25 protein-coding genes are annotated in these 22,073 nt (G+C 51.5%); 16 read left to right on the top strand and 9 right to left on the bottom strand.

The window, feature by feature from the left end; translation table 11 throughout:
- Nucleotides 1–5 precede the first annotated feature (5 nt).
- The 4 genes from VIN76_RS00085 to VIN76_RS00100 all read left to right on the top strand — a co-directional run bounded on the left by VIN76_RS00085 (nucleotide 6) and on the right by VIN76_RS00100 (nucleotide 4,502).
- Nucleotides 6–758: a phytanoyl-CoA dioxygenase family protein gene (locus VIN76_RS00085; RefSeq protein ID WP_332039774.1), complete on the top strand. Its 753-nt coding sequence runs from the start codon at nucleotides 6–8 to the stop codon at nucleotides 756–758.
- 33 nt (nucleotides 759–791) lie between these two features.
- A complete protein-coding gene (locus tag VIN76_RS00090) occupies nucleotides 792–1,967 on the top strand; it encodes a hypothetical protein (protein ID WP_332039775.1) in 1,176 nt (391 codons plus the stop codon).
- Complete coding sequence (locus VIN76_RS00095) at nucleotides 1,964–3,208, top strand: hypothetical protein (protein WP_332039776.1); 1,245 nt, start codon at nucleotides 1,964–1,966, stop codon at nucleotides 3,206–3,208. Before VIN76_RS00090 ends, VIN76_RS00095 begins: the two co-directional genes overlap by 4 nt.
- Nucleotides 3,209–3,371: 163 nt before the next feature.
- On the top strand, nucleotides 3,372–4,502 hold the full coding sequence (locus VIN76_RS00100; protein ID WP_332039777.1) for a hypothetical protein: 1,131 nt from the start codon (nucleotides 3,372–3,374) through the stop codon (nucleotides 4,500–4,502).
- 125 nt (nucleotides 4,503–4,627) lie between these two features.
- On the opposite strand, the gene VIN76_RS00105 is transcribed toward VIN76_RS00100, so the two are convergent.
- The 3 genes from VIN76_RS00105 to VIN76_RS00115 all read right to left on the bottom strand — a co-directional run bounded on the left by VIN76_RS00105 (nucleotide 4,628) and on the right by VIN76_RS00115 (nucleotide 7,915).
- Entirely contained in the window at nucleotides 4,628–6,100 is a 1,473-nt protein-coding gene (locus VIN76_RS00105; protein ID WP_332039778.1) for a putative sugar O-methyltransferase, read from the bottom strand.
- Nucleotides 6,101–6,263: 163 nt separating this feature from the next.
- Nucleotides 6,264–7,382, bottom strand: coding sequence for a M14 family metallopeptidase (locus tag VIN76_RS00110; RefSeq protein ID WP_332039779.1), 1,119 nt, complete (start codon nucleotides 7,380–7,382; stop codon nucleotides 6,264–6,266).
- Complete coding sequence (locus tag VIN76_RS00115; RefSeq protein WP_332039780.1) at nucleotides 7,379–7,915, bottom strand: DUF4136 domain-containing protein; 537 nt, start codon at nucleotides 7,913–7,915, stop codon at nucleotides 7,379–7,381. Before VIN76_RS00115 ends, VIN76_RS00110 begins: the two co-directional genes overlap by 4 nt.
- A 287-nt stretch (nucleotides 7,916–8,202) precedes the next feature.
- Here VIN76_RS00115 and galE point away from each other — a divergent pair, with 287 nt between their 5' ends.
- From galE to VIN76_RS00130, 3 genes are all read left to right on the top strand, one after another.
- A complete protein-coding gene (gene galE / locus VIN76_RS00120; RefSeq protein ID WP_332039781.1) occupies nucleotides 8,203–9,207 on the top strand; it encodes a UDP-glucose 4-epimerase GalE in 1,005 nt (334 codons plus the stop codon).
- A gap of 131 nt (nucleotides 9,208–9,338) precedes the next feature.
- Nucleotides 9,339–9,464 carry a type B 50S ribosomal protein L36 gene (gene ykgO / locus VIN76_RS00125; protein WP_007165381.1) on the top strand — a complete coding sequence of 42 codons (126 nt, stop codon included), beginning with the start codon at nucleotides 9,339–9,341 and terminating at the stop codon, nucleotides 9,462–9,464.
- Between the two features lie 9 nt (nucleotides 9,465–9,473).
- Entirely contained in the window at nucleotides 9,474–10,103 is a 630-nt protein-coding gene (locus VIN76_RS00130) for an HAD family phosphatase (protein WP_332039782.1), read from the top strand.
- A 53-nt stretch (nucleotides 10,104–10,156) separates the two neighbouring features.
- Here VIN76_RS00130 and VIN76_RS00135 read toward each other — a convergent pair whose 3' ends face one another.
- Nucleotides 10,157–10,564 (bottom strand): MerR family transcriptional regulator, encoded by a 408-nt coding sequence (locus tag VIN76_RS00135; RefSeq protein ID WP_332039783.1) that lies wholly within the window; start codon nucleotides 10,562–10,564, stop codon nucleotides 10,157–10,159.
- A 17-nt stretch (nucleotides 10,565–10,581) separates the two neighbouring features.
- A complete protein-coding gene (locus tag VIN76_RS00140) occupies nucleotides 10,582–10,881 on the bottom strand; it encodes an integration host factor subunit alpha (RefSeq protein ID WP_332039784.1) in 300 nt (99 codons plus the stop codon).
- A 136-nt stretch (nucleotides 10,882–11,017) separates the two neighbouring features.
- Here VIN76_RS00140 and VIN76_RS00145 point away from each other — a divergent pair, with 136 nt between their 5' ends.
- Complete coding sequence (locus tag VIN76_RS00145; protein WP_332039785.1) at nucleotides 11,018–11,815, top strand: thioesterase family protein; 798 nt, start codon at nucleotides 11,018–11,020, stop codon at nucleotides 11,813–11,815.
- Between the two features lie 90 nt (nucleotides 11,816–11,905).
- The gene (locus tag VIN76_RS00150; RefSeq protein ID WP_332039786.1) at nucleotides 11,906–12,121 is read left to right on the top strand and encodes a hypothetical protein; all 216 of its coding nucleotides are present in this window, start codon (nucleotides 11,906–11,908) and stop codon (nucleotides 12,119–12,121) included.
- Between the two features lie 7 nt (nucleotides 12,122–12,128).
- Here the strand turns inward: VIN76_RS00150 and VIN76_RS00155 are convergent, their stop codons facing one another.
- A complete protein-coding gene (locus VIN76_RS00155) occupies nucleotides 12,129–12,824 on the bottom strand; it encodes an endonuclease/exonuclease/phosphatase family protein (RefSeq protein WP_332039787.1) in 696 nt (231 codons plus the stop codon).
- Between the two features lie 274 nt (nucleotides 12,825–13,098).
- Here VIN76_RS00155 and VIN76_RS00160 point away from each other — a divergent pair, with 274 nt between their 5' ends.
- The 4 genes from VIN76_RS00160 (at nucleotide 13,099) to VIN76_RS00175 (ending at nucleotide 16,278) form a co-directional block, all read left to right on the top strand.
- On the top strand, nucleotides 13,099–13,935 hold the full coding sequence (locus VIN76_RS00160) for a universal stress protein (protein WP_332039788.1): 837 nt from the start codon (nucleotides 13,099–13,101) through the stop codon (nucleotides 13,933–13,935).
- Nucleotides 13,936–14,030: 95 nt separating this feature from the next.
- On the top strand, nucleotides 14,031–14,768 hold the full coding sequence (locus tag VIN76_RS00165) for a head GIN domain-containing protein (protein ID WP_332039789.1): 738 nt from the start codon (nucleotides 14,031–14,033) through the stop codon (nucleotides 14,766–14,768).
- Between the two features lie 164 nt (nucleotides 14,769–14,932).
- Nucleotides 14,933–15,556: a class I SAM-dependent methyltransferase gene (locus VIN76_RS00170; RefSeq protein WP_332039790.1), complete on the top strand. Its 624-nt coding sequence runs from the start codon at nucleotides 14,933–14,935 to the stop codon at nucleotides 15,554–15,556.
- Nucleotides 15,553–16,278: a GIN domain-containing protein gene (locus VIN76_RS00175; protein ID WP_332039791.1), complete on the top strand. Its 726-nt coding sequence runs from the start codon at nucleotides 15,553–15,555 to the stop codon at nucleotides 16,276–16,278. The genes VIN76_RS00170 and VIN76_RS00175 overlap by 4 nt, the downstream gene beginning before the upstream one ends.
- A 54-nt stretch (nucleotides 16,279–16,332) precedes the next feature.
- Here VIN76_RS00175 and VIN76_RS00180 read toward each other — a convergent pair whose 3' ends face one another.
- Complete coding sequence (locus tag VIN76_RS00180) at nucleotides 16,333–16,542, bottom strand: hypothetical protein (RefSeq protein ID WP_332039792.1); 210 nt, start codon at nucleotides 16,540–16,542, stop codon at nucleotides 16,333–16,335.
- Between the two features lie 192 nt (nucleotides 16,543–16,734).
- On the opposite strand from VIN76_RS00180, the gene VIN76_RS00185 reads away from it, so the two are divergent.
- On the top strand, nucleotides 16,735–16,917 hold the full coding sequence (locus VIN76_RS00185; RefSeq protein ID WP_332039793.1) for a hypothetical protein: 183 nt from the start codon (nucleotides 16,735–16,737) through the stop codon (nucleotides 16,915–16,917).
- Nucleotides 16,918–17,030: 113 nt separating this feature from the next.
- The gene (locus tag VIN76_RS00190; RefSeq protein WP_332039794.1) at nucleotides 17,031–18,398 is read left to right on the top strand and encodes a sorbosone dehydrogenase family protein; all 1,368 of its coding nucleotides are present in this window, start codon (nucleotides 17,031–17,033) and stop codon (nucleotides 18,396–18,398) included.
- A 34-nt stretch (nucleotides 18,399–18,432) separates the two neighbouring features.
- Here VIN76_RS00190 and VIN76_RS00195 read toward each other — a convergent pair whose 3' ends face one another.
- On the bottom strand, nucleotides 18,433–19,278 hold the full coding sequence (locus VIN76_RS00195) for an ATP-binding protein (protein WP_332039795.1): 846 nt from the start codon (nucleotides 19,276–19,278) through the stop codon (nucleotides 18,433–18,435).
- Between the two features lies 1 nt (nucleotide 19,279).
- A complete protein-coding gene (locus VIN76_RS00200; protein WP_332039796.1) occupies nucleotides 19,280–21,031 on the bottom strand; it encodes an acyl-CoA dehydrogenase in 1,752 nt (583 codons plus the stop codon).
- A 52-nt stretch (nucleotides 21,032–21,083) separates the two neighbouring features.
- On the opposite strand from VIN76_RS00200, the gene VIN76_RS00205 reads away from it, so the two are divergent.
- On the top strand, nucleotides 21,084–22,037 hold the full coding sequence (locus tag VIN76_RS00205) for an L-threonylcarbamoyladenylate synthase (protein ID WP_332039797.1): 954 nt from the start codon (nucleotides 21,084–21,086) through the stop codon (nucleotides 22,035–22,037).
- The last annotated feature ends 36 nt before the right edge of the window (nucleotides 22,038–22,073 follow it).

The raw sequence follows: 22,073 nt of genomic DNA on the forward strand, positions 1-22,073 counted from the left end.
GTGAAATGATAAATACATCAGTAAATTTGATAAAAGTCCTTGCCTCTGATGGATATAAGAACATCTTCGGGAATCGAGGAAGATTTAAATTTCTCAACGATAACACTGCACAGGTATTTCCCAATGTTATTGATCCTGATCTATGCGCGGCTCTTAGATCTGTAATTGATGAAACGATCGATAAAAACGAGAATGGGCGAATTTGGCATGATGCACTAGGTTCTGATACTCGCATTTTACAATTCGAGCGAGATATTCCCAAGCTTGTTGAAAATTTCGATATTGAAGGCTGCATCTCAAATATTGATGCCTTTTTAGGGATTAAAACAAAATCTTGGATGTTGATGGCAAACCGGTTGATACCGAAAAGTGGTAATATTGGCTCTGGTGGAGGATACCATCGAGACTCGCCATTCTCTCACCAAATCAAATGCATATGGTATTTGGACGATGTTACTACAAAGAACGGCCCATTTTCCTACATTGATGGAACCAATCGTGATTTGATCGGGCAGCGATCAACCTACCCTTTGGGTCAATACAGATTTGATAATATTTCAGATAACATAACTGAGGTCACGGCCCCTGCGGGTTCTTTGCTAGTCTGCGACACACGGTGCATTCATGGTGGGCGGCCAATTTTAAAAGGCTCGCGCTATGCAGTTACACTGTATACTTTTCCGGACAGGAATGGTTTAGTACGGATATTTACCAAATCAGGGCTAGACCCTGAAATTGCGGCAGATCGGTCACACTAACTTCGCCTGAATCATTTTGAAAGACCGCGCAATATGCAATCCGTCTACTTATTGATACAGCGCGCTTCTGTCCTGCTAATTCGTCCCATCACGGTGTTGGCTGAAGGAAAATTTGTGCCGGGGGGGAATATTTTGATATTCCTGCTCCCCATAGCGGCAATGGCGTTGACGATTTCATCCATACCGGTCCATTTACAATTTTTCCGCAGTACGGCAACTCATGCAGAACGTAAGAGTATCGAAAGTACATATATAAGCGGGCTCTTAATCATCAGCTTGCTTGCTGTAGTGCTTTTAATTGCGGCATTGATGATTGCATGGAAAGACATGTCCTTGACGATGCTCTTAAGTATCTGTGCGGTTTTCCTGATTGAAAAATTTTCTGATGAACTAACAAGATACTTCGAGTTTCATCGTCAATATCACCACTGGTTTGGAGTTCAATTGTTGCGCAGTGCGTGGCTGTTTATTCCAATCGGCTTATACCTTGCCGGATATAATTATGCTGCTTCCTTAGCTATTTTGGCTGTTCTCATTGCAATTGGTTCAGTCACGGCGTTCTTTGTTTCTACCAAATTACGCCCTTCTTTTAATATGAACGGATGGCATTTAATTAAAACCAATATAGCTTTTATTAGCAGCGCCGGTTTGGTAGCGATTCATCGGCAAGTGCCTCGCATTGCAGTTGCATCATTATTTCCACAGTTTGCACATATTTTCCAAGCAATAGCGCAACTGATGCAAGGCGTGTCGTTATTGTTTAACGTTAAGTACCAAATCCCTTATCGAGCAATGATCGCAAGACGCCCCCTTTATTTTGAACGTCTATTCCACCCTATTTTTAGGACATTCTCATTTATCGCCATAATTTTGGGATTCTCGGGCATTGCTATCTCTATCCTGGCACCCTCTGTATTGGATTATCAAATAGCGATAATTCTGGGCTTAGGAGTAGCCATGACAGCGGATAGTCTGGGTTTTTCTCTGGCCACAATTTATCTAGGCTATCTACCATGGCTTTTAGAGCCGAAACAAGCTTTGATGACCTACGGATATACGGCTATGGTTCTTTTGATATGTTTTCTGATCGGCTATGGCATATTAATGGTAGCGAACAATGCTCTCATAGTTGTTCCAGCCACCACAATCGCGGTGTCCTTGCTTTGGGTCACGTTGATCAGGCACAAACATTTTAAGGCAATTGGATGACTATGCGTTTCACCAAATCTTCAGCTAAACGCCCCAGTTACAACAAGTTAGCCGATCTCGATCTTAGTGAAATTGCGAGGACAAATACTTTTCGTTTTATTGCAGTACTTTTTGTATCAGATGTATTTTGGTTAACTTTGAACAGGCTTATGAGCACAACGGGCTGGGTTTTTTATAATACTTCCTCATTCAGATTAGATTTTTACTTATTAACCGTAGCAGGCGCGGCATTTTTCTCTCTTATTGCATATTTCTTCTGTCGAATTATTACATTTATACCGAAGATACCGGTTCCTAAGCTATTGATAGTCAGCATATTTGTGGCTGCAATTTTTACTAATTTAATTACCGCCACTTTTCTAACTGAAGGTGCTCGCTATACTTCAGAAGGCCTAACCGGAATAAATGGGATTGTTTACGCCATTTCGCGCTCACTATCGATACTTTCAATAATTCTGTCCATAAAGGACAAGTATAGTGAAAGGACAGGCATTAATATAATGATTGTCATGGCATTATTGCTAAGTCTAATTGCAACTATTGATGGTCTTTCTATAGCAATCACAATTTCTTGTTTTGTTTTTATTTATTTTCAGACATCTGGTTTTAAAAATATTATTTTGTTTTTATCTGTATTAATGGCATTTATGCTACTTTTATATTTAGGGTTTCAAAGTAAGTTTACAATTATACCGAATTACTTAACCCCGGAATTTGCCTTGAGGTGGTCAATTGCTCGAATGGCCATTTCTTCCGAACATCTTTACATGTATATTTCTGGAGAGAGCATTCTAAATGGAGAAGGCGAGTATCTTAAGCTCATTATTCGCTCTTGGGCGAATAGGTGGGGAGTGATATTCCAAGGTAGCAATATATTATTCGAATATCCTCGTGCAGTCGGAGAAGCAACATATTTCGACATGTATAATGAATATGGAGCGGGCTCAAGTCCTGGATTTTACCTTGGGATTTTACTTAATAAATCTTTTTCCTTCATATTTTTATTTGGAGCAGTCTACATTTTTGGACAAATGTTTTACGGAATTAGAAAAATTTTCAATATTGTAGAGTTATATGCTCTTGTTTTGATAACAAAAGTCATTCATGCCAATATTAGTGAATATATAGTGTTTCTATCTCCCTTGACGCTTTCTCTTTTTACCTTCGTTTTGGCTGCGATAATAGTTCCTAGACATATAGAGCAGAATTTAGAGGTGAAGAAGAGTGGTTTACGAGCATAAAGCCACAGAACTGCATAGTCTGGAATGCCTCCTAAGCGAGGCCTCGAAATTTTTCAGCCATAAGCGATTTAGCGGTGCTGGCGATGCTATCATACGCAAGCGCCCAAGATTGAAGCAGGTCTTTTCGCTTGCACACCGGGTTTCCCAAAGGGGTCTTGGTAATATGGCCCTGCTTATTTGCATTATACTTTTCTACTATCCTTTTCGTCGTCCGATTGGCGGATCCATTTTCCAATATGGCATGTCAGCGAATAATATACGATCGTTCAAACGCATTAACGCTTGCGCTGGCCAGTCTGATCTAGACCCGATGATAAATGGCAAGCCCTTGTCGTTATTAAGACGGTTTTCATGCCTCTTCCCGTTAAGCAAGCTGTGGTACGCTTCAAATGTCTTAAAGCGCCAACGCGCTATATCACCATTCTCTCACGCCCAACTCGTGATAACGAGCGCCGCATGGTTGATTTATGGAAAAGAGGATTTTTCAAAGATTGAGGTAATCTGTGTAGCCAGTGACCACTCACCTATAACAATGGCTTTGCTCCATATCGCACGCTCACGGCACATCAAAACATGCTATCTACAACATGCTCCTGTAGCGAATTATTTCCCTCCGTTGAATTATGATCTGGCCGTCTTGTTCGATCGCCAATCTTTAGCTCTATACGAAGAGGCCGCAGCCAATCGGGACATTGTAAATAAAGGAAAGGTGGTCGTATTACCCCCTTTTGAGGAGAATGCGACTAGCATTTCCGTTGGAAAGCCACCTTTCCGAATAGGAATATTTCTGAGCTACTTGTTTGATGAACCTGCGTTATCTGCTCTTATTGCCGCATTGGTAGATCATCCGAAAGTAGGTAGCATCCACATTCGCCGTCACCCCAGATGCAAAGCCGATATTCATGAATTGACGAAATATGCGTCAGTAGATGAACCAAAATCGGCTTCTGTAGTAGAATTTATCAGCCAGTGTGATATTGCCCTTGTCCCGAATAGTGGGGTGGCAATAGAAGCTTTGCACCTTGGCGTACCCACATTTTACACACCGGGCGTCGATTATATCGAGCATGATTATTACGGTTTTGTAAAAGCAGGGATTTTACCGATATTCGACATAGATGCCGTTGCGTATGCAGATAAAATTACCGCTTTCTTTGATAAGAGCTGGCTAGCAAATTTCACTATCTATGACGAGACTTCGGCAGTTGATTTGACCCACTCGCAAAATATCGCCGGGACTGCTTTTCAAGCGCTCTTAAGTTTCTCTGACCGAGAATATCCACAGTTTGATTAAAACAGGGTAAACCAATATGAGTTTCAGAATCCTTGCCATATCAGAACCAGTTATTGAGCTTGTGGATAGCAGGTCGTACATGTGACATATAGCATTGGGGCATTTTGACAAAGTATGCGAGTCAATTACCTCAAATATTTCATAATCAAATTTTTGACCTTCACTGCGGCAGGGATATCTCCCTTGGTAAACGGCCTTGTGACCAATCTGACATTGTATTGCCGTATCTTGAACAGCGCCAACCGTTGCACAGGATTGTGCAGGTCAAGCTTCATGGTCTTGAGCAAAAATTCAGTTCTGACACCGTTAGTATAGTTCTGATCTGCCAAATAAGCCTTATCGATTTGCATTAGTACAAACCGCGCGATGGCTTCTGCAACAGCAGACCGAGATTGCGGAACATAGTCGGCAAGTTTAAGTTTTGCTGCGGCTTTCTTGCCGAGATTGAAAAGCTCTATCCCGTGAAGATAATCCACGGCCGCCTGCAAGCCTGCATCAGAAAATTTGATCTTCAGATCGATGATGCCTTTTCCATATATGTCTTTAACATAAGTGAGGAATTTCTCTTGTTCGGCGTTTAAGTCATTGTTCGCCACACCTTTGAGAATACTAGATATTTCGTAATGAATGCCTGACCGAAACAATTCTGATATGGTATCAAAAAGCGTCCCTGATACGCTTACCGAGCCATTCGCACTTTTCTTCTTTAAGTATAGCACGTGTGAGTGATGATCGAAAACCAGGCTCGGCACCTGAGTAGGTTCGATTTTAAGCAAATCAAATCTATCATATCCGTAATCCGTTACCTTTTCAGTTGTTCCTACGGAACGTCGATGCCCGTTTTTAGAATAAAATATTCCATCTTCGGATAAGGCTTCTGAGATAAATGAAATATATGTGCTTGCAACAGACGCCGGCATTTCGCCCAAGCTATCGCAATTAAGCACCAAGTCGAACTTTTTCTCAGCCAAATCCTGAAGCTGCTGAGGTACTATAAAGTTCAGTGCTTTGGAGTGTAATAGGGGACCGCAAATATTGAACTCATAGGAGGATTCAAACACAGCTTTCAAATATGTGCTGGATAGAACAAGATTATTTGGCAGGTCTATGATTGTATAACTATCCACTATGCCGGCTGAAATCAGTTGTTCTGCCATGCCCCCATAGCCGGCCCCGATTTCTAGGACATGAATTGGACGACGGAACCTTTCTTTACAGAAAGGAATAAGATCGCGATTTCTGCTGTAGTTTTGAAGGTAGGAGGCGTAGCTATAAATTTCTCCTACTTTCAGCACATCCGGATTGCCAAACATACTACAATCAGGGATCTTGGTACCTTCAAAAACGGCACTATAGAGGCGCGAGTAAATTTCCTTGTCTTCATCCTTGATTTTCAACGCCACACCAGATGTGCTGTCATAGCGCCCGTTCAGCATATTCAATATGCCATCGAATTCCTCTTGTCTCGTCCGGTTAGCAAAGAAAGCCTCCCACATCTCGGAAACACCACTGACTTCGTTCTCAGGAAGCGCGTCCACGGTCTGTTTTATCACGTCTTTAGCATTGAGATAATAGTGCGCTAGTTCGTTGAGCTGCATATTTTATGATTACTTTCATAATTTTGATGAAAGTAAACTACCGCAAGGTATCCAAATATCAACCTCTTTGTGTTTACTCTTAAACGTCAATGTCACCTGAATAATCAAATAAAATAGCAAACAATTTATACTCAAGGCCGCTCAAACACGAGTTACCTACTCCTCACCCCAAAACCTCCACCAACGTCGCCAAGCACTCCCGCGCCAACAGCTTGCACCGCTCCGGGGACCAACCCTGCTCTTCGTCCGGCAGCTCGCGGTTATCCTTGAACGGCATTTCCAGGGTCATGGCTACCGCGCCAAAGCGTTCGGCGATCTGGTTGGTGGACATGGAGAGGTTTGCTTTGCCTTCGCCTGCGGTGGGGTAGCCTAGTTCTGTCTGGAAATCCGGGGTGCGGGCGGCGAGGCGGTCTCGGTAGTCGTTATATTTGCGGCCCTGTTCCTCGGTCCAGCTGGGGATGCCTTCGAAACCGGCGATGAATACGGCGGGGATGGCTTCGTCGCCGTGGATGTCCATGGCAAAATCTACGCCGCTTTCGTCCATGGCATTACGCACGCACAGGACTTCCGGGCTTTTTTCTGCGCTTGGTTCATGCCATTCGCGGTTGAGGTTGGTGCCCGCATAGTTGGTCCGCAAATGTCCGCGGAAGGAGCCATCGGGGTTCATGTTGGGTACGATATGAAAGCGGCATTTCTGTAACAATGCACGCGCATGCGGGTCAGCGGGATCGGCGAGCATTTCCAGTGCGCCTTCCATCCACCATTCGGCCATGCTTTCGCCGGGATGCTGCCGGGCATAGAGCCAGACTTGTTTGTCGCCCTCACCCATCTCGATACAGTCTATCGGCTGCCCCTCAAGCGAATGGCCCAGAGTGCGACAGGTCACGCCCTCAACCGATGCCATTTCCGCGATCAGGTCGTGATGGCGATCTATGCTGTAAGGTGCGAAATAGGCGAACCACACGATATTGCTGGCGGCAGTGTAGCGGATGGACAATATGCCCTTGTCCTCGTCATAGCTGCTGTCGGCGCGGCCCCAATATTCGCGGTCTTCGCTGACACAGGCATTATAGCCGGGCCATCCTTGCGGATAGGCAGAGTCTTTCAGCCCGTTTATGTTGAGTTCCAGCGTATCGCCAATTTCGCAGGTAACGCGAAAATGGAACCATTGGAAAAAATCGCTGTCTTTGTCCTTGCGAATCGACAGCTCGGCCTTGGTGCCGGAAATGTCGTGGACGGTGATGTTTCCGCTATCGAAAGCGGCGGTAAGTTGAATGCTCATGGGACGGTGATAGTGGTTCCTGACTCTCCGGGGAAGTCCTTGAATAACGCTTCGGCCAATTTGGAGGCCGCCAGAGCGGGTTGCGATCCCGGTGAACCGGCTTTGGCCTCTATCCAGGAGCGGCCTTCCCATATCGCCTGGTTATCGGCGCGGCGGGAAATGCGGACCGACAATTCGGTGGCAATCTTGTCCTTTGGCTTGCCGCTCAGGTTGATACCGATACCGACCCCGATGCCTGAGCCATAGCTGCCCGTGCTACCGCCGACGCCAACCGATACCGGGGAGCGCGAGCCATCTGCGGAAAGCCGGCTTGTCTGGACAGAGATGCGCGCGACATATTCGCTATCCTCTGCTCCCGAAGCCAGTTCGGTATATCCGATCCTCTGCAATTCCCGGCGGACGGCGGCGGTATATGTGCCATATTCCAGCACAGTTCCCTCGCTCGATTCGGCTGGCGACATAATAGAGATGGTTCCGGTGGTGATCGGAGCTGTCGGAGCGTTATGGAAACGGGTGACGTTGGCAGGAGGCATAGATGCGACACAGGCCGTCATCGCCAATGATGCGAAGGATAATGCGGCGATTCTAAACAGTCTTGAACTAACCAGACTTGAACTAAACAGACTGGGGCTAAACAGCCTGGGCCCACATAGCTTTTCCATAAACATGATTCCAACTCCCTTACTCAAAGCCTGAGCTATCTTTAGCCCATTTTATGCCGCCTGCGGGTAAATAATTGCGACCGCGTGGCTCTATGGTTAACCGGATAGCTACTTTTCCCCGATATCACCCCGGAAATATCAGCTTTCTGGGGGATATTATGCCGGGGCGTTTCACTATACTGGTCACGGGCGGAGCCGGCTATATTGGCAGCCACGCCGTATGCGCGCTGAAAGATGCCGGATGGCCGGTGGCCGTCATCGACAATCTGGTCACCGGTTTCCGCTGGGCCGTGCCGGATGACGTGCCATTTTACGAAGGCAATGTCGCGGACAGTGATCTTGTCGCGAAAATTATCAAGGAACAGAATATCGGCGCGGTGATGCATTTTGCAGGATCGGTTGTCGTTCCGGAATCGGTGGAAAATCCGCTGAAATATTATGACAATAACAGCTCCAAAAGCCGCTGCCTGATCGAATCTGTTGTGAAAAACGGCGTAAAGCATTTCATTTTTTCCTCTACCGCCGCAACATACGGCATACCCAAGGAAAGCCCTGTGACAGAGGACACAGCGCAAGTGCCGATCAATCCTTATGGCATGTCCAAATTGATGACCGAATATATGCTGCGCGATGTATCGGCTGCCCATGATCTTAATTTCTGTGCCCTTCGCTATTTCAACGTAGCAGGCGCGGACCCGCAAGGGCGCACCGGCCAATCCACGGCGGGCGCGACGCATCTTATCAAGGTCGCGGTCGAAGCCGCACTGGGCAAGCGCAGCGGTGTTGCCATATTCGGCAGCGATTATGATACGCCAGATGGCACCGGGGTGCGCGATTATATCCATGTGTCCGATCTGGCCGCGGCCCATGTTCATGCGCTGGAAGCGCTAATTGCGGAGCCTGACCGGAACCACTTGCTCAACTGCGGTTATGGCAGGGGGTTTTCCGTGCTAGAGGTGCTCGACGCCGTGGATCGGGTCACGAATCGAAAGATTGTCCGCAAAATGGAAGGACGCCGGGCAGGCGATCCTGATTCGCTGATTTCGGACAATCGCGCGATCATGGAACGCTTTGCATGGCAGCCGCAAAATGCGGATTTGGACAAAATTGTGAGCCATGCACTGGCCTGGGAACGCAAATTGGGTGAGATTCGCCCAGAATGACCCCCTCAATACTTGACTTTGGCTGGGCATAACCCTAACTGCCCACTTGATTATGTCGGGCTGCAATGCGGCCACGGCTGTTTTCAAGACATTCAAATAGTAAATTTCAAACATTAAGGTGTGATACCAAAATGAAGATCCGCAACTCTTTAAAGTCGCTCAAAAACCGTCATCGTGACTGCCGCGTGATCCGTCGTCGTGGCCGCACCTATGTGATCAACAAAACGAATCGCCGGTTCAAAGCCCGTCAAGGCTAAGCCCGCTTCGTGGCAGGCCCCCTGCCTTACGGAATTGACACAGTAATTTTTGACATCGGGAATGTGATTTCCCGGTGGGACATACGCTTTCTCTATGAAAAGCTGATCGATGACGCGCAGGAACTCGAATGGTTTCTGGAAAATGTCGTCACACCCGATTGGCATTTCCAGCATGATGCCGGACGCGCTTTTGCCGATACCAGCAAAGAATTGATAAGCCGGTTTCCCGATCATGCCGACCTTATCAAAGCCTTTTACCCCCGCTTTAACGAAACCAACCCCGGCGAGGTTGACGGTGTTCCCGCACTGATAGAGCGGCTGAATGACGCCAATGTCCGCCTGTTCGCCATATCCAATTTTTCCGCAGAATTCTGGCCGCATTTCCGGGCGGGCAAGCCGATATTCGATTATTTTTCCGATATTATCATCTCCGGCGAAGAGAAGCTGGCAAAGCCCGATCCGGCAATATACCGGCTTGCGCTGCGCCGTTTTGATGTGACGGCGGGGCAATGCTTGTTTGTTGATGACCGGCCGGACAATATCGAAGCCAGCGAAAAACTGGGAATCAAGGGACATGTTTTCAAAGACGCGGTAACGCTGGAGCGGGAGCTTGAAGCGCTGGGGTTATTTGGGCGTTAAGGTCGTTTATTACACTTAATCCCGATAAGCTTCGGCTCAGCCATCAGCGCAAATCAGGCGCGGCTCAACGCACTCGATAGCTGGTCGCGGATTGCTTTTAACTCTTTTAGCATCAGGCCATTATCGACGCTCTGGCTGGCTGTGGCCGGAACCGGTGAGGCGGCCTCATCCTTCACGGATTCGCCTGTCGGACCCGATGGCTGATTCTTGCGCCCACCCTTCTGACCGGCCGCCAGGAATTTGCGCGCGCCTTTTATCGTATAGCCTTCTTCATTGAGCAGGCGGTTGATTGTCCTGACCATTTCGACATCATCGGGGCGGTAATGCCTGCGTGAGCCAGCGCGTTTCAGCGGTTGGAGCATACCAAACTGCTCTTCCCAATACCGCAAGATATGCGGCTTGATGTTCAACTCTTTTGAAAGTTCACCTATCGTCCGGAATGCTCCGAGGTCTTTGGTCATTTGTTACTCGATTCAGACTATCCAGCCGCAATGATGCGGTCACGCATGGTCTGGCTGGCGCGGAAAGTCAGCACGCGGCGCGGAGCGATCGGCACTTCCACACCGGTCTTGGGATTACGGCCTGTGCGCTCTCCCTTGTCGCGCAGGACAAAGGTGCCAAAGCCGGAAATCTTGACATTTTCCCCATTAATCAATGCGTTAATCATATGGTCGAGAATGGATTCCACCATCTCTGCGCTATCGGCACGGGACAATCCAACCTGACGATTCATGGTATCGGAAAGGTCGGCGCGCGTAAGAGTGTTACTGTAACCCATATGAAATATCTCCTAGTAAGAGATTGAAAATCCTGCCCTTCCTATAGGCCAAATTGCAAATTAAGTAAATCGCACCTTCAATCTATTACTGGATTTCGTTCTTTTCCCGCGATAAGCCGATTGGATGAACGATCAGATGACCATAAATTCCGACCAGACGCTAAGCTTATCGGACCTTTTAAACCAGTGCGGGCCGGGCGGTGACGCCAATCCCGTGACCTTGCCGCAAAGCTGGACCCAGGGGCGAACTGCCTTTGGCGGGCTGTCGACGGCGATCGCCTATCATGCCGCCAGCCATATCGAAGATGACCTGCCAGGCCTCCGGTCTGCGCAGATTGCCTTTACCGGACCTCTGTTCGGGGCGCTGACCGCACAGACGAAAATGCTGCGGCGCGGACGCAGCACGGCCTTTGTCCAGTCCGAGATATTCGGTGACAAGGGATTGGGCCTCCACTGCAATTTCATCTTTGCGGGCCAGCGCGAGACAGAGGTCAAGGCCCATGATATGCCGCAACCCGATTTCCCGCCCCTTCCCAAAGAGGACGAGGTTCGCAGCGGGCCGGAACAATTTTTCACATCCCGGATGGAATTTGTCGGCAAGCGGATCGATACCAGCACAAAAACCCAACGGCTAACCCGCTGGATGCGGCTGAAAGACCGCGAAGGGCTTGACCCGATGGCAGAGATATTATGCATGGGGGACAGTTTGCCGCCATCCATCATGGGGTTGCTCGATCAAAATGCAATGGTCAGCTCCATGAACTGGCAGGTCAATATCATCGCCGATCATCCCGCAACCAGTAATGGATGGTGGTTGATCGATTCGCAAACCCACCATGCCGACCACGGCGCCAGCAGCCAGTACATGGCCATATGGAACAGCGAGCGGGAATTGATCGCAACCGGTATGCAAAGCGTGGCCTATTACGCATAATCGCCTGAACCTATTATAGCTGCGGTGGCGGGGTGGCCAGCCATGGCAGATCAGGGTATAAGGACTTAGCGGGAAACCAAAGGAGTCTTTATGATAGAACAGGTTGAAACCAGCTTGGCACAGAATATTTCTGCACAGGACAAGCCGGACGATTTTCCTGCTTCTCCGCCGGAATCTCCGCCTATGGAGCCCGGCAAGACCAGCGAACCCGGCTTACCGGAAACGCCGCCGCGCACTCCCGAAACCCCGCCCGAGCGGCCTTCGGAATATCCACCGGGCGAGCCATCGGAATATCCGCCGGAATAATCAGCCTCTAGGCAAGCTCAACCTGCGCCCAGATCGGAAGATGGTCCGATGCCTTGCGTGATGCCGCGCTGTCATGCACGCCGCCTGCTATGGCTTTTAACCGGTCGCAATGCATGATCCGGTCGAGCGCGGCGATTGGCCCGCGTGAGTGGAAGCTGCGGCCACAATCGACAAAATTATAGTTGCGGGCAAAAACACTCAGGCAGCCGCCAGAGGCACTCCATTCGTTGAGGTCCCCCATCAATACGGTCGGCGTATCCGTACCATATTGCTCGGTCAGTTTGACAATCGCACCGGCCTGACGTCGGCGCCACAGGCCGGATAGATCAAGGTGCATGCCAAAGACCGACAGATCAATTCCGTTCATTTCAATCTGCGCCATCACCGCGCCTCGCGGCTCCAGATAGGGGATATGCAATATGTCATGGGTGGTGACCTCTGCCGACTTATGCACCAATATCGCATTACCATGCCAGCCCATCGAGTCAGTCTGCACATCCAGCGGAATGGCCCGGTAATCGCTATATTGTTCGAGCATTAACGGCGGTATGGTCGCCGCACGCGGGCCGAAACGGCGATCCGCCTCCTGGAGCGCAACAATATCGGCATCCAGTTCATTAAGCACATCAATCACCCGCCCCGGATTACGCCGCCGGTCGGTGCCAACGGCCTTGTGAATGTTATAGCTGGCAATTTTTAACATCGAGGGGTCTGTAATTATCCTGCACCGATTCCTATGGTCCGGATTCGGCTTGAAAATATTATAGAGTAACTAGGGGCAAGCGCCAGTCATGTAAATCCAAACGATCGATGAAACCGACTGAACACCCTATATCCGTGCTGATCCGAAGTCGTGAAAATAAAGTACACCCTTGTTGACCCCAAACCCGGTTGATTTAGGTCCAGTAAATACTAGAAGAATAATGAAACGATCCTGCGTAATCGGCATTTGCCGTTAAATAGAAAGGCATAACCCCATGTCAGCGACCTCTGACCAGACTATTCTCCTCACCACCGACCTCTCCGCCCGTGGTGACCGGCCAATGGACCGTGCGGTCAATCTTGCCAAGACGCGGGGCGCAAAGCTGGTCATCCTTCATGTTCTGGAAAAGGAACCTTATGAAGAGGATGCGGTTGAAGCGGCCAAGGCGGAGATCGAACTGGACCTTGCCAGTCAGGACGTGGAAGCGCAGATCATTATCGAGAGCGGCAATGTCGTCACCCGAATTATCGAGAATGCGAAAGCCTGCAACGCAGCGATGATTGTAACCGGCGTGGCCCGGACCGCCAGTATCGGTGATCTGATTATGGGCATGCAGCTGGAACGGATCATCCAGCACAGCCCGCTACCCATTTTAATCGCAAAAAATCGTGCAACTGCGTCTTATGAACGGCTGCTCCTCGCCAGCGACCTATCATATCCATCCGCCTATGCGCTGGAACGCGGAAGTGCGCTTTTCCCGGATCTGCCCGCCCATATCGTCAATGCCTTTCACGTTCCATTTGAAGGGTTCTTGCACACTGATGACGCAATCACGGATGAATTCCGGACCGAACAACACAAGCAGATGAAGAAATTTATCGATGGCTTGAAACTGCCGGACGATGTTCGGGAAAAGCTTGGCTATTCCGTGGAATATGGCGAAACCTGCACCGTTGTAAGACAAGCCATAACCGACAGCCGCACCGATCTTGCCGTTGTCGGCACGCACGGCACAAGCGGCTTCAGGGCCAACAGGATGGGCAGCATGGCACGTGCGCTGATAACCCTTTTGCCATGCGATACATTGGTGGTGCGCCAGCCACTGAAATAGCTGTTCTACAAGCATTATCCGGCCGCTCCATCTGATCTCTTGCCATGGCGAACTTCATGGTGTATTAATGACGTAATACACAGTGGAGGACTCTGATGAAGAAGCTATTATTACTCGTCCCTTTCCTTGCCCTTAGCGCCTGTGAAGGCTCTATTGCCGAGGCCGTTGGCAATGTCGGCAGCAGTACGTTCGAAGGCGGCACGGCAATTGGACAGACCGCAAAGAATCCCGGTGAATTTGCGGGCGTAACCCTCGCCGGGCCGGATAATATTATCTTCACCACCGGACCGGAACATTCCATCCGGGCCGAAGGGGATGAGGATGCACTGGAACAATTGCGTTACAAAATTACCGACGGACAGATAAAAGTCGGGCGCGAAAGTGATGGCCTGTTATCCACGACATCGGGTGCAGCGACAGTCTATGTTACCGCACCAACGCTAAGCAATATCAAGCTAGCCGGTTCGGGCGATATTGACGCGGACAAGATGGAAGGTGAAAGCACGGCTCTGACACTGGCCGGATCAGGTAATATCAAGATTGCCGACCTGCAAACGGCATCGCTCACAACCAAAATCGCTGGTTCTGGTGATATCCTGATCGCTGGCAGCGCGCAATCGACCAAAATATCGATCGCCGGTTCGGGAGATATTAATGGCAAGGCCCTCAAAACGGAAAATGTCTCGATCAAGATCGCCGGTAGCGGAAATGTTGTCCTGGCATCGGACGGCACCGTGGATACCACTATTCTCGGGTCCGGGAATGTCCGCATCCATGGCAAAGCCACCTGCGAAACCAATGCTATGGGGTCAGGCGAAGTGACCTGCGAGTGATGCTTTCCTGTTAGCGGTGAGCCTGCCGAACCACGCTTTAAGATTCGATAGCAAGCTTGACTTGGAAGCATGGTTCGTCAAGCTCTGCATTAACGAAAAAACAAAGGTGGGGATGATGGGAAGGCACAAGCATCACAGCATAGTTTCCGGCGGGAATCCGGACCATGCCTAATCTATGGGAAAAGCACGCGGTCCCGCGGCTGATAAAATTTGCCTGCTCGCAACCGGCGGTGATGAAGGACCGCAGCCACATTGTGCCCAAGGCGCAAGGCCATGTTCTGGAACTGGGCTGCGGCGGCGGGATCAACCTGCAATTTTATGACCGGGCAAAAGTCACCAGGCTGACCGGGCTTGACCCCTCGGCAGAGCTGCTCGACTATACCCGAAAGGAAGCCCAAAAGCTGGACTTTGCCATGGATATACTGGACGGCGTGGGGGAAGCCATGCCCTTTGCTGACAATAGTTTCGATACGCTTCTCACCACCTTTACCCTTTGTTCAGTGCAGGATGGTAAACAGGTTTTGAAAGAAATGCGGCGGGTTTTGAAACCGGGCGGCAAGATCCTGTTCCTCGAACATGGCCGCGCGCCTGATAAAGGACCGGAGAAATGGCAGCAGCGGATCGAACCTGTGTGGAAACATATTGCCGGTGGCTGTCACCTGCACCGGCCCGTCGCGAAATTATTCGAGGCAGAGGGCTTCGCATTGCTCGATAATGCCGGCCATTATGCGCCCAAAACTCCCAGATGGCTGGGCTGGATGGAATATGGAGAGGCACGGCCGTTATGAAAAAACCGTTCGCCGGATTGATATGCGTTCTGGCTGGCTGCTTAACAATAATGCACTCGGTGCAGGTAGCGCAGGCGGCTGAACGCAAATTCTCCATTTCCAGTTTTGAAGATGTTCGCATTATCGGCAATATCAATGTCTCCATCTCCACGGATCGCGGAGTATCGGCCAGTGCAGAAGCCGCGAACAGGGAAGTGCTGGACCGGGTGCTACTGCGTAAAAATGGCAGCCAGTTGATCGTATCTGTCCAGCCAAAAACAAGTAACGACAGCCACTTTTCCGGAGATGAGCCGGTAACGGTCACGCTCAGCAGCCCTGTGGTAAAGAGCATCACCCATTCCGGTTCCGGCGCGGTTGCTCTAGACAAGCTGGGCGGGCGCGATGCGCGGGCGCGGCTCAGCGGCTTTGGCGTGCTCACCATCGGCGATGTCGATAGCGACACGCTCAACATCGCGATGACCGGCGGAGGGCAGATCATCATCGCTGGTCAGGCGAAAAAGGGCCGAATCGAACTTCTTGGCTCCAGCGTGCTCGATGGTTCGGGACTACGCCTGCAAACGCTTGATCTCGTCCAGCGCGGGCCCGCGAGCAGCCATGTCTTTGTGGAAAAGGAAGTCACGATTTCCAACAACGGCACCGGTAAAATCCAGATTGATGGACGCCCCAATTGCAGCGTCCGCTCTGGCACAACGGCCCAGATTATCTGCGACCCGAAACGGTAGAGCTGATAATGCCACGATGAGCGCCACTTCGATTATTCAGGCTGTCCCGTATCTCTAATGCACCGTACCGATCGAATGGTCGATGGATAGCAGCAGGCAGATCCGCTCGACCTGCCGCCATTTGCAATAATGCAGGTGATTGCCCAAAGCGCGGCTTTTATCCGCTCTGATCGAGGCTTCCAGTCCGGCCTCTTCGCCAAAGTTGAGGATAAGCTGCTCGGCATCGGAATAATTGGCGGAGTCTATGAATACGGGTAAGTGCATGACAGGCTCCTGCAATAGAAAGACACGTCCTTTGCGGCCGCGCTGTATGGCACGATTAAGGGCGAAGGGATGGAAATATTGTCAAAGGCGATGGTGAACAAAAATTTACTTTGTTGGTAAAAAGCTGTTCCCACCCGCCGCAATAGGGCATGGAGCTATCCGAATTGAAATCGCACATCACGCGGGGATAATATGACAAACAACCAAGAACCAGAAAGAGGCTCCAAGAAAAGCGCCGGTGGTTTCTTTCTGGCGGTAGGCTGTATTTTCGGCGCCATTGGCGGCGGTCTGCTGGGGCAGCCGGTTATCGGGCTTCTCGCCGGATTTGCGGCAGGCACGCTGATTTCCATCGCGATATGGTATTACGACCTTTGAAATTTGGCAGGGTTCCGGTCTAAACGCGGCTGATTATCGCCAAGCGATTACAATAATATAGGGCATCTCATAGCGCGCTTGTCATATGGTGCGGCCCTATCTATTATTGATAAATGCTGAAACATATCCGCAATATCACGATATTGATCATTGTCATCGCCATCGGCGCGGGCTTTTACCTGATGCGCGGTGACACCGCCCGATTGCCGCTGGAGGCAACCACCGGTGTTGACCCGTCGCTCACCGATGTCCGGAAAGAAAATTTCCCGACCATCAATGTCGCTGAAGCCGTTCCCTGGGAAGACGGTGAAGGACCAGTGGCGGCAGAGGGCCTGACGGTCGAACGCTTTGCCGAGGGGCTGGACCATCCGCGCAATATGCTGCGCCTTCCCAACGGCGACATATTGGTAGCCGAAACCAATAGTCCGCCCCGCACGAATCGCGGCATCGAGGGATGGATCATGCGCCAGTTGATGAGCAAAGCGGGCGCAGGCACGGAATCTGCCAACCGGATCAGTTTGCTGCGCGACAATGACGGCGATGGCAAGGTGGACGAGAAATTTGCCCTGCTCGAAAATCTGAACTCCCCGTTCGGCATGGCGCTTATCGAAGACACATTATATGTCGCCAACACCAACGAAGTTCTGGCTTTCCCATATACAGAGGGTGACACGAAAATCACCGCAGAGGGGCGCAAGGTCGCCAATCTTAATGCCCTTGCCCCCAATAATCACTGGACCCGCAATCTTGTCGCCAGCCCGGACGGCAAATATCTGTTTGTCGCCGTTGGATCAAACAGCAATATTGCCGAAAACGGATTGGATAAGGAAAAAGGACGGGCCGCCATTTTGCGCATCGAACTGGCGACCAACAATAAAATTGTCTATTCGGACGGCCTGCGCAACCCCGTTGGCCTGGCCTATGAACCGGTTACAGAAACGCTTTGGACGGTCGTGAACGAGCGTGACATGCTGGGCAGCGACATGGTGCCGGACTATCTGACCGAAGTCGTCTTTGCCTCTCATTATGGCTGGCCATGGCATTTCTGGCGCGGCCATATTGACCCGCGCGTGAAGCCGAAAAACCTCGATCACCGCCAGTATGAACGCCGCCCCGATTATAGCCTTGGTGCCCATGTCGCGCCTTTGGGGCTGGCATTTTCCCATGGTCAGGCTTTGGGCGCACCCTTTGATAGCGGCGCGATCATCGCACGGCACGGATCATGGAACCGCAAGCCCCTATCAGGCTATGACGTTGTCTATGTCGACTTTGACGAAAAAGGAAAGCCGCAAGGCAAGCCCCAAACCGTACTCAGCGGTTTTATAGATGACGAAGAAAGAGCACGCGGCCGCCCGACCATGGTCACATTTGACCAAAGTGGCGCATTGCTGGTCAGCGATGATGTGAGCGGCATTATCTGGCGCGTGTCAAAACCCGGTGCGGTAAAGTCTGAAACGGACGAAGCGTCAGATGCGGAATAATCGGGCGCGTCAGCGCTCAACAGCTAACATCACTCTAACCCAGCCGCTTCCCTGCGCGTCCGGCCAGTTCGACCACATATTGCCACGCCACCCGGCCCGACCGGCTGCCGCGTTGCTTGGACCATAGAAGCGCGTCCTCGCTGTCGAAATCCAGTCCGTGAACGTCTGCATAACGCTGTATCATCGCCAGATAATCGTCCTGTGATGCCGCGTGGAAACCCAGCCGCAAGCCAAAACGGTCGGACAGCGCCAACTTGTCGTCAATCACGTCACGCGGGTTAATCGGGTCATCCTGTTCCGCCATATGCCGCGGGACGATATGCCGCCGGTTCGATGTTACATAGAGCCGCACATTGGCTGGCCGCGCCGCCGCTCCGCCCTCCAGCATGGAGCGCAGCAAGCGGGGGGCTGCGCTGCCTTCCTCAAAGCCGATATCGTCGATGAACAGGATGAAGGCGCGCGCCTCTTTACCCAGCATCGCGAATAGATCCGGCAGGCTTTCCAGCATATCCGCACCCGCCTCAACCAGCGCTATATCGCTACCGGCATTTTGCAGTTCACGGACCACCCCTTTGACCAGAGCGGATTTCCCCATGCCGCGCGACCCCCACAGCATGACATCATGCGCGGCAAAACCGTCTGCCAGCCGCTTGCTGTTTTCAAGCAATCTGGCCTTTTGCTCGTCAACACCGGTGAGCATATCGAGGGGAAGCGGGGCAAAACCCTCAATCGCTTGCATGGATTTGCCAGTCCAGTGATAGGCCGCGCCATGGCTTAGGTCAGCGGAAGCGGGAGGGACCGGGGACAGCCGCTCCAAAGCATCGGCAATCCGGTGCAAAGCCGCATCGGTCGCCGAATAGCCATTCCCCGAATCCGCCATGTCAGAGCGCCAGTTCTTCTCTGTCGAGGCGATATAGAATATCGGCCCCCGCCATTGCAGCGGCTTTGAGCCCCATGGCTTCCGGGACCAGATGATCGAGATAATAGCGCGTTGTCACCAGCTTGGCTTTCAGAAACGCATCATCCCCGCCTGCCAGTTCCGCTTCGGCAATCCGGTTCTGTTTCTTCATCAACATTCCGCAAGTCGCCGTCGCCAGCATGGTCATGAACGGGTAGCTTCCGGCCAGCCGGTCATCAATAGACGCATCGCCGCCCGCCATCCAGCGCGCAACTTCTTCTGCCGCCAGTGCCAGAGCCATCAGTGCGTCTTCGTCCTGCGCTTCTGCCTTTATGTCAGAGATCAGCGCCATCAACGCATCGCCGCCATCAAGGCCAAGTTTTCGCCCGACAAGGTCCGCCGCCTGAATACCGTTAGTGCCTTCGTAAATCGGAGCGATACGGGCATCGCGGTAATATTGGGCCGCTCCCGTTTCCTCGATGAAACCCATGCCGCCATGCACCTGCACACCGATAGAGGCGACTTCATTGCCAATGTCCGTGCCGTAACCTTTGATGAGCGGGGTCAGGATTTCGGCACGCGATTTTGCGCCTTCTATGCCCAGTGTCGCGCCGTCCACATGGGATGTCGCATAATAAAGCAGGGCACGCGCCGCTTGCGTCAACGCCTTGCTGCGCAGGATCATCCGGCGGACATCGGGATGCTCGATAATCGCAACCGGCTCTTTGCTGCCGCTTCCCGCCCGTGCGGATTGCACGCGGTCATTTGCATATTGGGTGGCTTGCTGCATGGCACGTTCGGCAATCTGCACACCTTGTGAACCGACATTGATGCGCGCGTTGTTCATCATCGTGAACATGGCCTTCATGCCGCCAAATTCACCGCCAATCATCTCCCCGATACATTCGCCATTTTCGCCATAAGCCATGACACAGGTTGGCGAGGCATGAATGCCAAGCTTATGTTCAATCGAAACACAGCTCACATCATTGGCTGCACCCGGATTGCCGTCGGGATCCAGGTGATATTTGGGAACGATGAACAGCGATATGCCCCGTGTCCCTTCCGGTGCGCCGGGTGTCCGGGCCAATACCAGGTGGATGATATTGTCGGTCAGGTCATGTTGGCCAAAGGTGATGAATATCTTCTGGCCCTTGATCTTGTATTTCCCGGCATGCTCGCCTTGCGTGATCGGTTCGGCAGTCGCACGCAATGCCCCGACATCGGACCCGGCTTGCGGTTCCGTAAGGTTCATCGTGCCTGTCCATTCACCGGAAATCATCTTGGGCAGATAGGCCGCTTTCTGCTCGTCACTGCCGTGGGCATGGATCGCCTCAACCGCGCCAAAGCTGAGCATAGGGCACAGGGTAAAGGCAAAATTGGCAGCGCCGCAGGTTTCCAGGACAAGCGCCGACAGGGAATAAGGCAAAGCCTGGCCGCCAAATTCTTCCGGACCGTCAATCGATGCCCAGCCCCCTTCGACAAATTGGTCATAAGCCTGCTTGAAACCATCGGGCAAGGTCACAGCGCCGTCTTTCCACTGTGCCCCGACAGTATCACCGATGCGGTTTATCGGGGCAAATTCCCCTGCCGCAAACTGGCCGATGCCTTCCACAATTGCTTCGACCATATCATCGCTGGCGCCGGCAAACCGCTCATGCTCGGCTAGCGCCCCAATATTGGCGATATGTTTCAGGACGAAATTCTGTTCTCTGCTTGGCGCTGTAAAGCTCATGTTCAATCTATCCGCTATTGCTTGAAATCTCGCTGCGCTATAGCGCCCTATTATGTCAGGCTCAAATAATCATATTGCAGATAACACAGAACCTTATGACAAGGAGGCGCTCGCCGCCGCCGCGCAGAGGCTGCAATCGGGCAAACTGGTCGCTGTTCCCACCGAAACCGTCTATGGACTGGCCGCCGATGCCAGCAATGCCGATGCCATAGCCGATATATACCGGACAAAGGGCCGTCCGGATTTCAACCCGCTCATTGTGCATGTGTCGAACCTTGCCGCTGCGCGTAAGCTGGGCGAGTTTAATGCGCTTGCCACCCGGTTGGCGGAGCAATTCTGGCCCGGTCCGCTGACGATCATAGTGCCCAAAACGCCGGTTTGCCCGGCCGCGCCAGCGGTAACGGCGGGACTGGACACCATTGCCCTGCGCTGCCCCGCCCATCCGTTGATGCAAAAGCTGTTACAGCTTTCCGGGCTGTTCCTCGCCGCGCCTTCGGCCAATAAAAGCGGCGGGATAAGCCCGACCATAGCCAGCCATGTTTCCAGCAGTCTGGGCAATGATGCCCCGATGATACTGGATGGCGGGCCGTGTCATAGCGGGGTAGAGTCCACCATCGTTGCGGTCCGCGGGGATGATTACCAGATCCTGCGCCCCGGTCCGATTACGCGGGAAGAGCTGGAAACCGCACTCGGCAAGCCCGCGATAATCTCTGCCAGCGACAAAATCGAATCGCCGGGACAGATGTTAAGCCATTATGCCCCCGCCAAACCCGTCCGTTTGAATGTTACCAAGGCGACTGCGCAGGAATATCATATCGGTTTTGGCGCAATAGAGGGCGATCACAACCTTTCGAAGAGCGGCGATTTGGCAGAAGCGGCCAGCAAGCTGTTTGCCGCTTTGCATCTGGCCGATAGCAGTGCATCGACCGGCATCGCGGTTGCGCCCATCCCGGAAACGGGGATTGGGGCGGCCATAAATGACAGGTTGAAGCGCGCCGCAAGCTAGAGACTGCGACCCGTAGAACACAATTCACGGCATTTA

This window comes from Parasphingorhabdus sp. (assembly GCF_036568145.1).
Lineage (GTDB): Bacteria > Pseudomonadota > Alphaproteobacteria > Sphingomonadales > Sphingomonadaceae > Parasphingorhabdus.

What these genes read in the sequence shown, in the direction of transcription:
- VIN76_RS00085 (WP_332039774.1), top strand. Translation starts at nt 6, where the DNA reads ATGATAAATACATCAGTAAATTTGATAAAAGTCCTTGCCTCTGATGGA.
- VIN76_RS00090 (WP_332039775.1), top strand. Translation starts at nt 792, where the DNA reads ATGCAATCCGTCTACTTATTGATACAGCGCGCTTCTGTCCTGCTAATT.
- VIN76_RS00095 (WP_332039776.1), top strand. Translation starts at nt 1,964, where the DNA reads ATGACTATGCGTTTCACCAAATCTTCAGCTAAACGCCCCAGTTACAAC.
- VIN76_RS00100 (WP_332039777.1), top strand. Translation starts at nt 3,372, where the DNA reads ATGGCCCTGCTTATTTGCATTATACTTTTCTACTATCCTTTTCGTCGT.
- VIN76_RS00105 (WP_332039778.1), bottom strand. Translation starts at nt 6,100, where the DNA reads ATGCAGCTCAACGAACTAGCGCACTATTATCTCAATGCTAAAGACGTG.
- VIN76_RS00110 (WP_332039779.1), bottom strand. Translation starts at nt 7,382, where the DNA reads ATGAGCATTCAACTTACCGCCGCTTTCGATAGCGGAAACATCACCGTC.
- VIN76_RS00115 (WP_332039780.1), bottom strand. Translation starts at nt 7,915, where the DNA reads ATGCCTCCTGCCAACGTCACCCGTTTCCATAACGCTCCGACAGCTCCG.
- galE (WP_332039781.1), top strand. Translation starts at nt 8,203, where the DNA reads ATGCCGGGGCGTTTCACTATACTGGTCACGGGCGGAGCCGGCTATATT.
- ykgO (WP_007165381.1), top strand. Translation starts at nt 9,339, where the DNA reads ATGAAGATCCGCAACTCTTTAAAGTCGCTCAAAAACCGTCATCGTGAC.
- VIN76_RS00135 (WP_332039783.1), bottom strand. Translation starts at nt 10,564, where the DNA reads ATGACCAAAGACCTCGGAGCATTCCGGACGATAGGTGAACTTTCAAAA.
- VIN76_RS00140 (WP_332039784.1), bottom strand. Translation starts at nt 10,881, where the DNA reads ATGGGTTACAGTAACACTCTTACGCGCGCCGACCTTTCCGATACCATG.
- VIN76_RS00145 (WP_332039785.1), top strand. Translation starts at nt 11,018, where the DNA reads ATGACCATAAATTCCGACCAGACGCTAAGCTTATCGGACCTTTTAAAC.
- VIN76_RS00150 (WP_332039786.1), top strand. Translation starts at nt 11,906, where the DNA reads ATGATAGAACAGGTTGAAACCAGCTTGGCACAGAATATTTCTGCACAG.
- VIN76_RS00155 (WP_332039787.1), bottom strand. Translation starts at nt 12,824, where the DNA reads ATGTTAAAAATTGCCAGCTATAACATTCACAAGGCCGTTGGCACCGAC.
- VIN76_RS00160 (WP_332039788.1), top strand. Translation starts at nt 13,099, where the DNA reads ATGTCAGCGACCTCTGACCAGACTATTCTCCTCACCACCGACCTCTCC.
- VIN76_RS00165 (WP_332039789.1), top strand. Translation starts at nt 14,031, where the DNA reads ATGAAGAAGCTATTATTACTCGTCCCTTTCCTTGCCCTTAGCGCCTGT.
- VIN76_RS00170 (WP_332039790.1), top strand. Translation starts at nt 14,933, where the DNA reads ATGCCTAATCTATGGGAAAAGCACGCGGTCCCGCGGCTGATAAAATTT.
- VIN76_RS00175 (WP_332039791.1), top strand. Translation starts at nt 15,553, where the DNA reads ATGAAAAAACCGTTCGCCGGATTGATATGCGTTCTGGCTGGCTGCTTA.
- VIN76_RS00180 (WP_332039792.1), bottom strand. Translation starts at nt 16,542, where the DNA reads ATGCACTTACCCGTATTCATAGACTCCGCCAATTATTCCGATGCCGAG.
- VIN76_RS00185 (WP_332039793.1), top strand. Translation starts at nt 16,735, where the DNA reads ATGACAAACAACCAAGAACCAGAAAGAGGCTCCAAGAAAAGCGCCGGT.
- VIN76_RS00190 (WP_332039794.1), top strand. Translation starts at nt 17,031, where the DNA reads ATGCTGAAACATATCCGCAATATCACGATATTGATCATTGTCATCGCC.
- VIN76_RS00195 (WP_332039795.1), bottom strand. Translation starts at nt 19,278, where the DNA reads ATGGCGGATTCGGGGAATGGCTATTCGGCGACCGATGCGGCTTTGCAC.
- VIN76_RS00200 (WP_332039796.1), bottom strand. Translation starts at nt 21,031, where the DNA reads ATGAGCTTTACAGCGCCAAGCAGAGAACAGAATTTCGTCCTGAAACAT.
- VIN76_RS00205 (WP_332039797.1), top strand. Translation starts at nt 21,084, where the DNA reads ATGTCAGGCTCAAATAATCATATTGCAGATAACACAGAACCTTATGAC.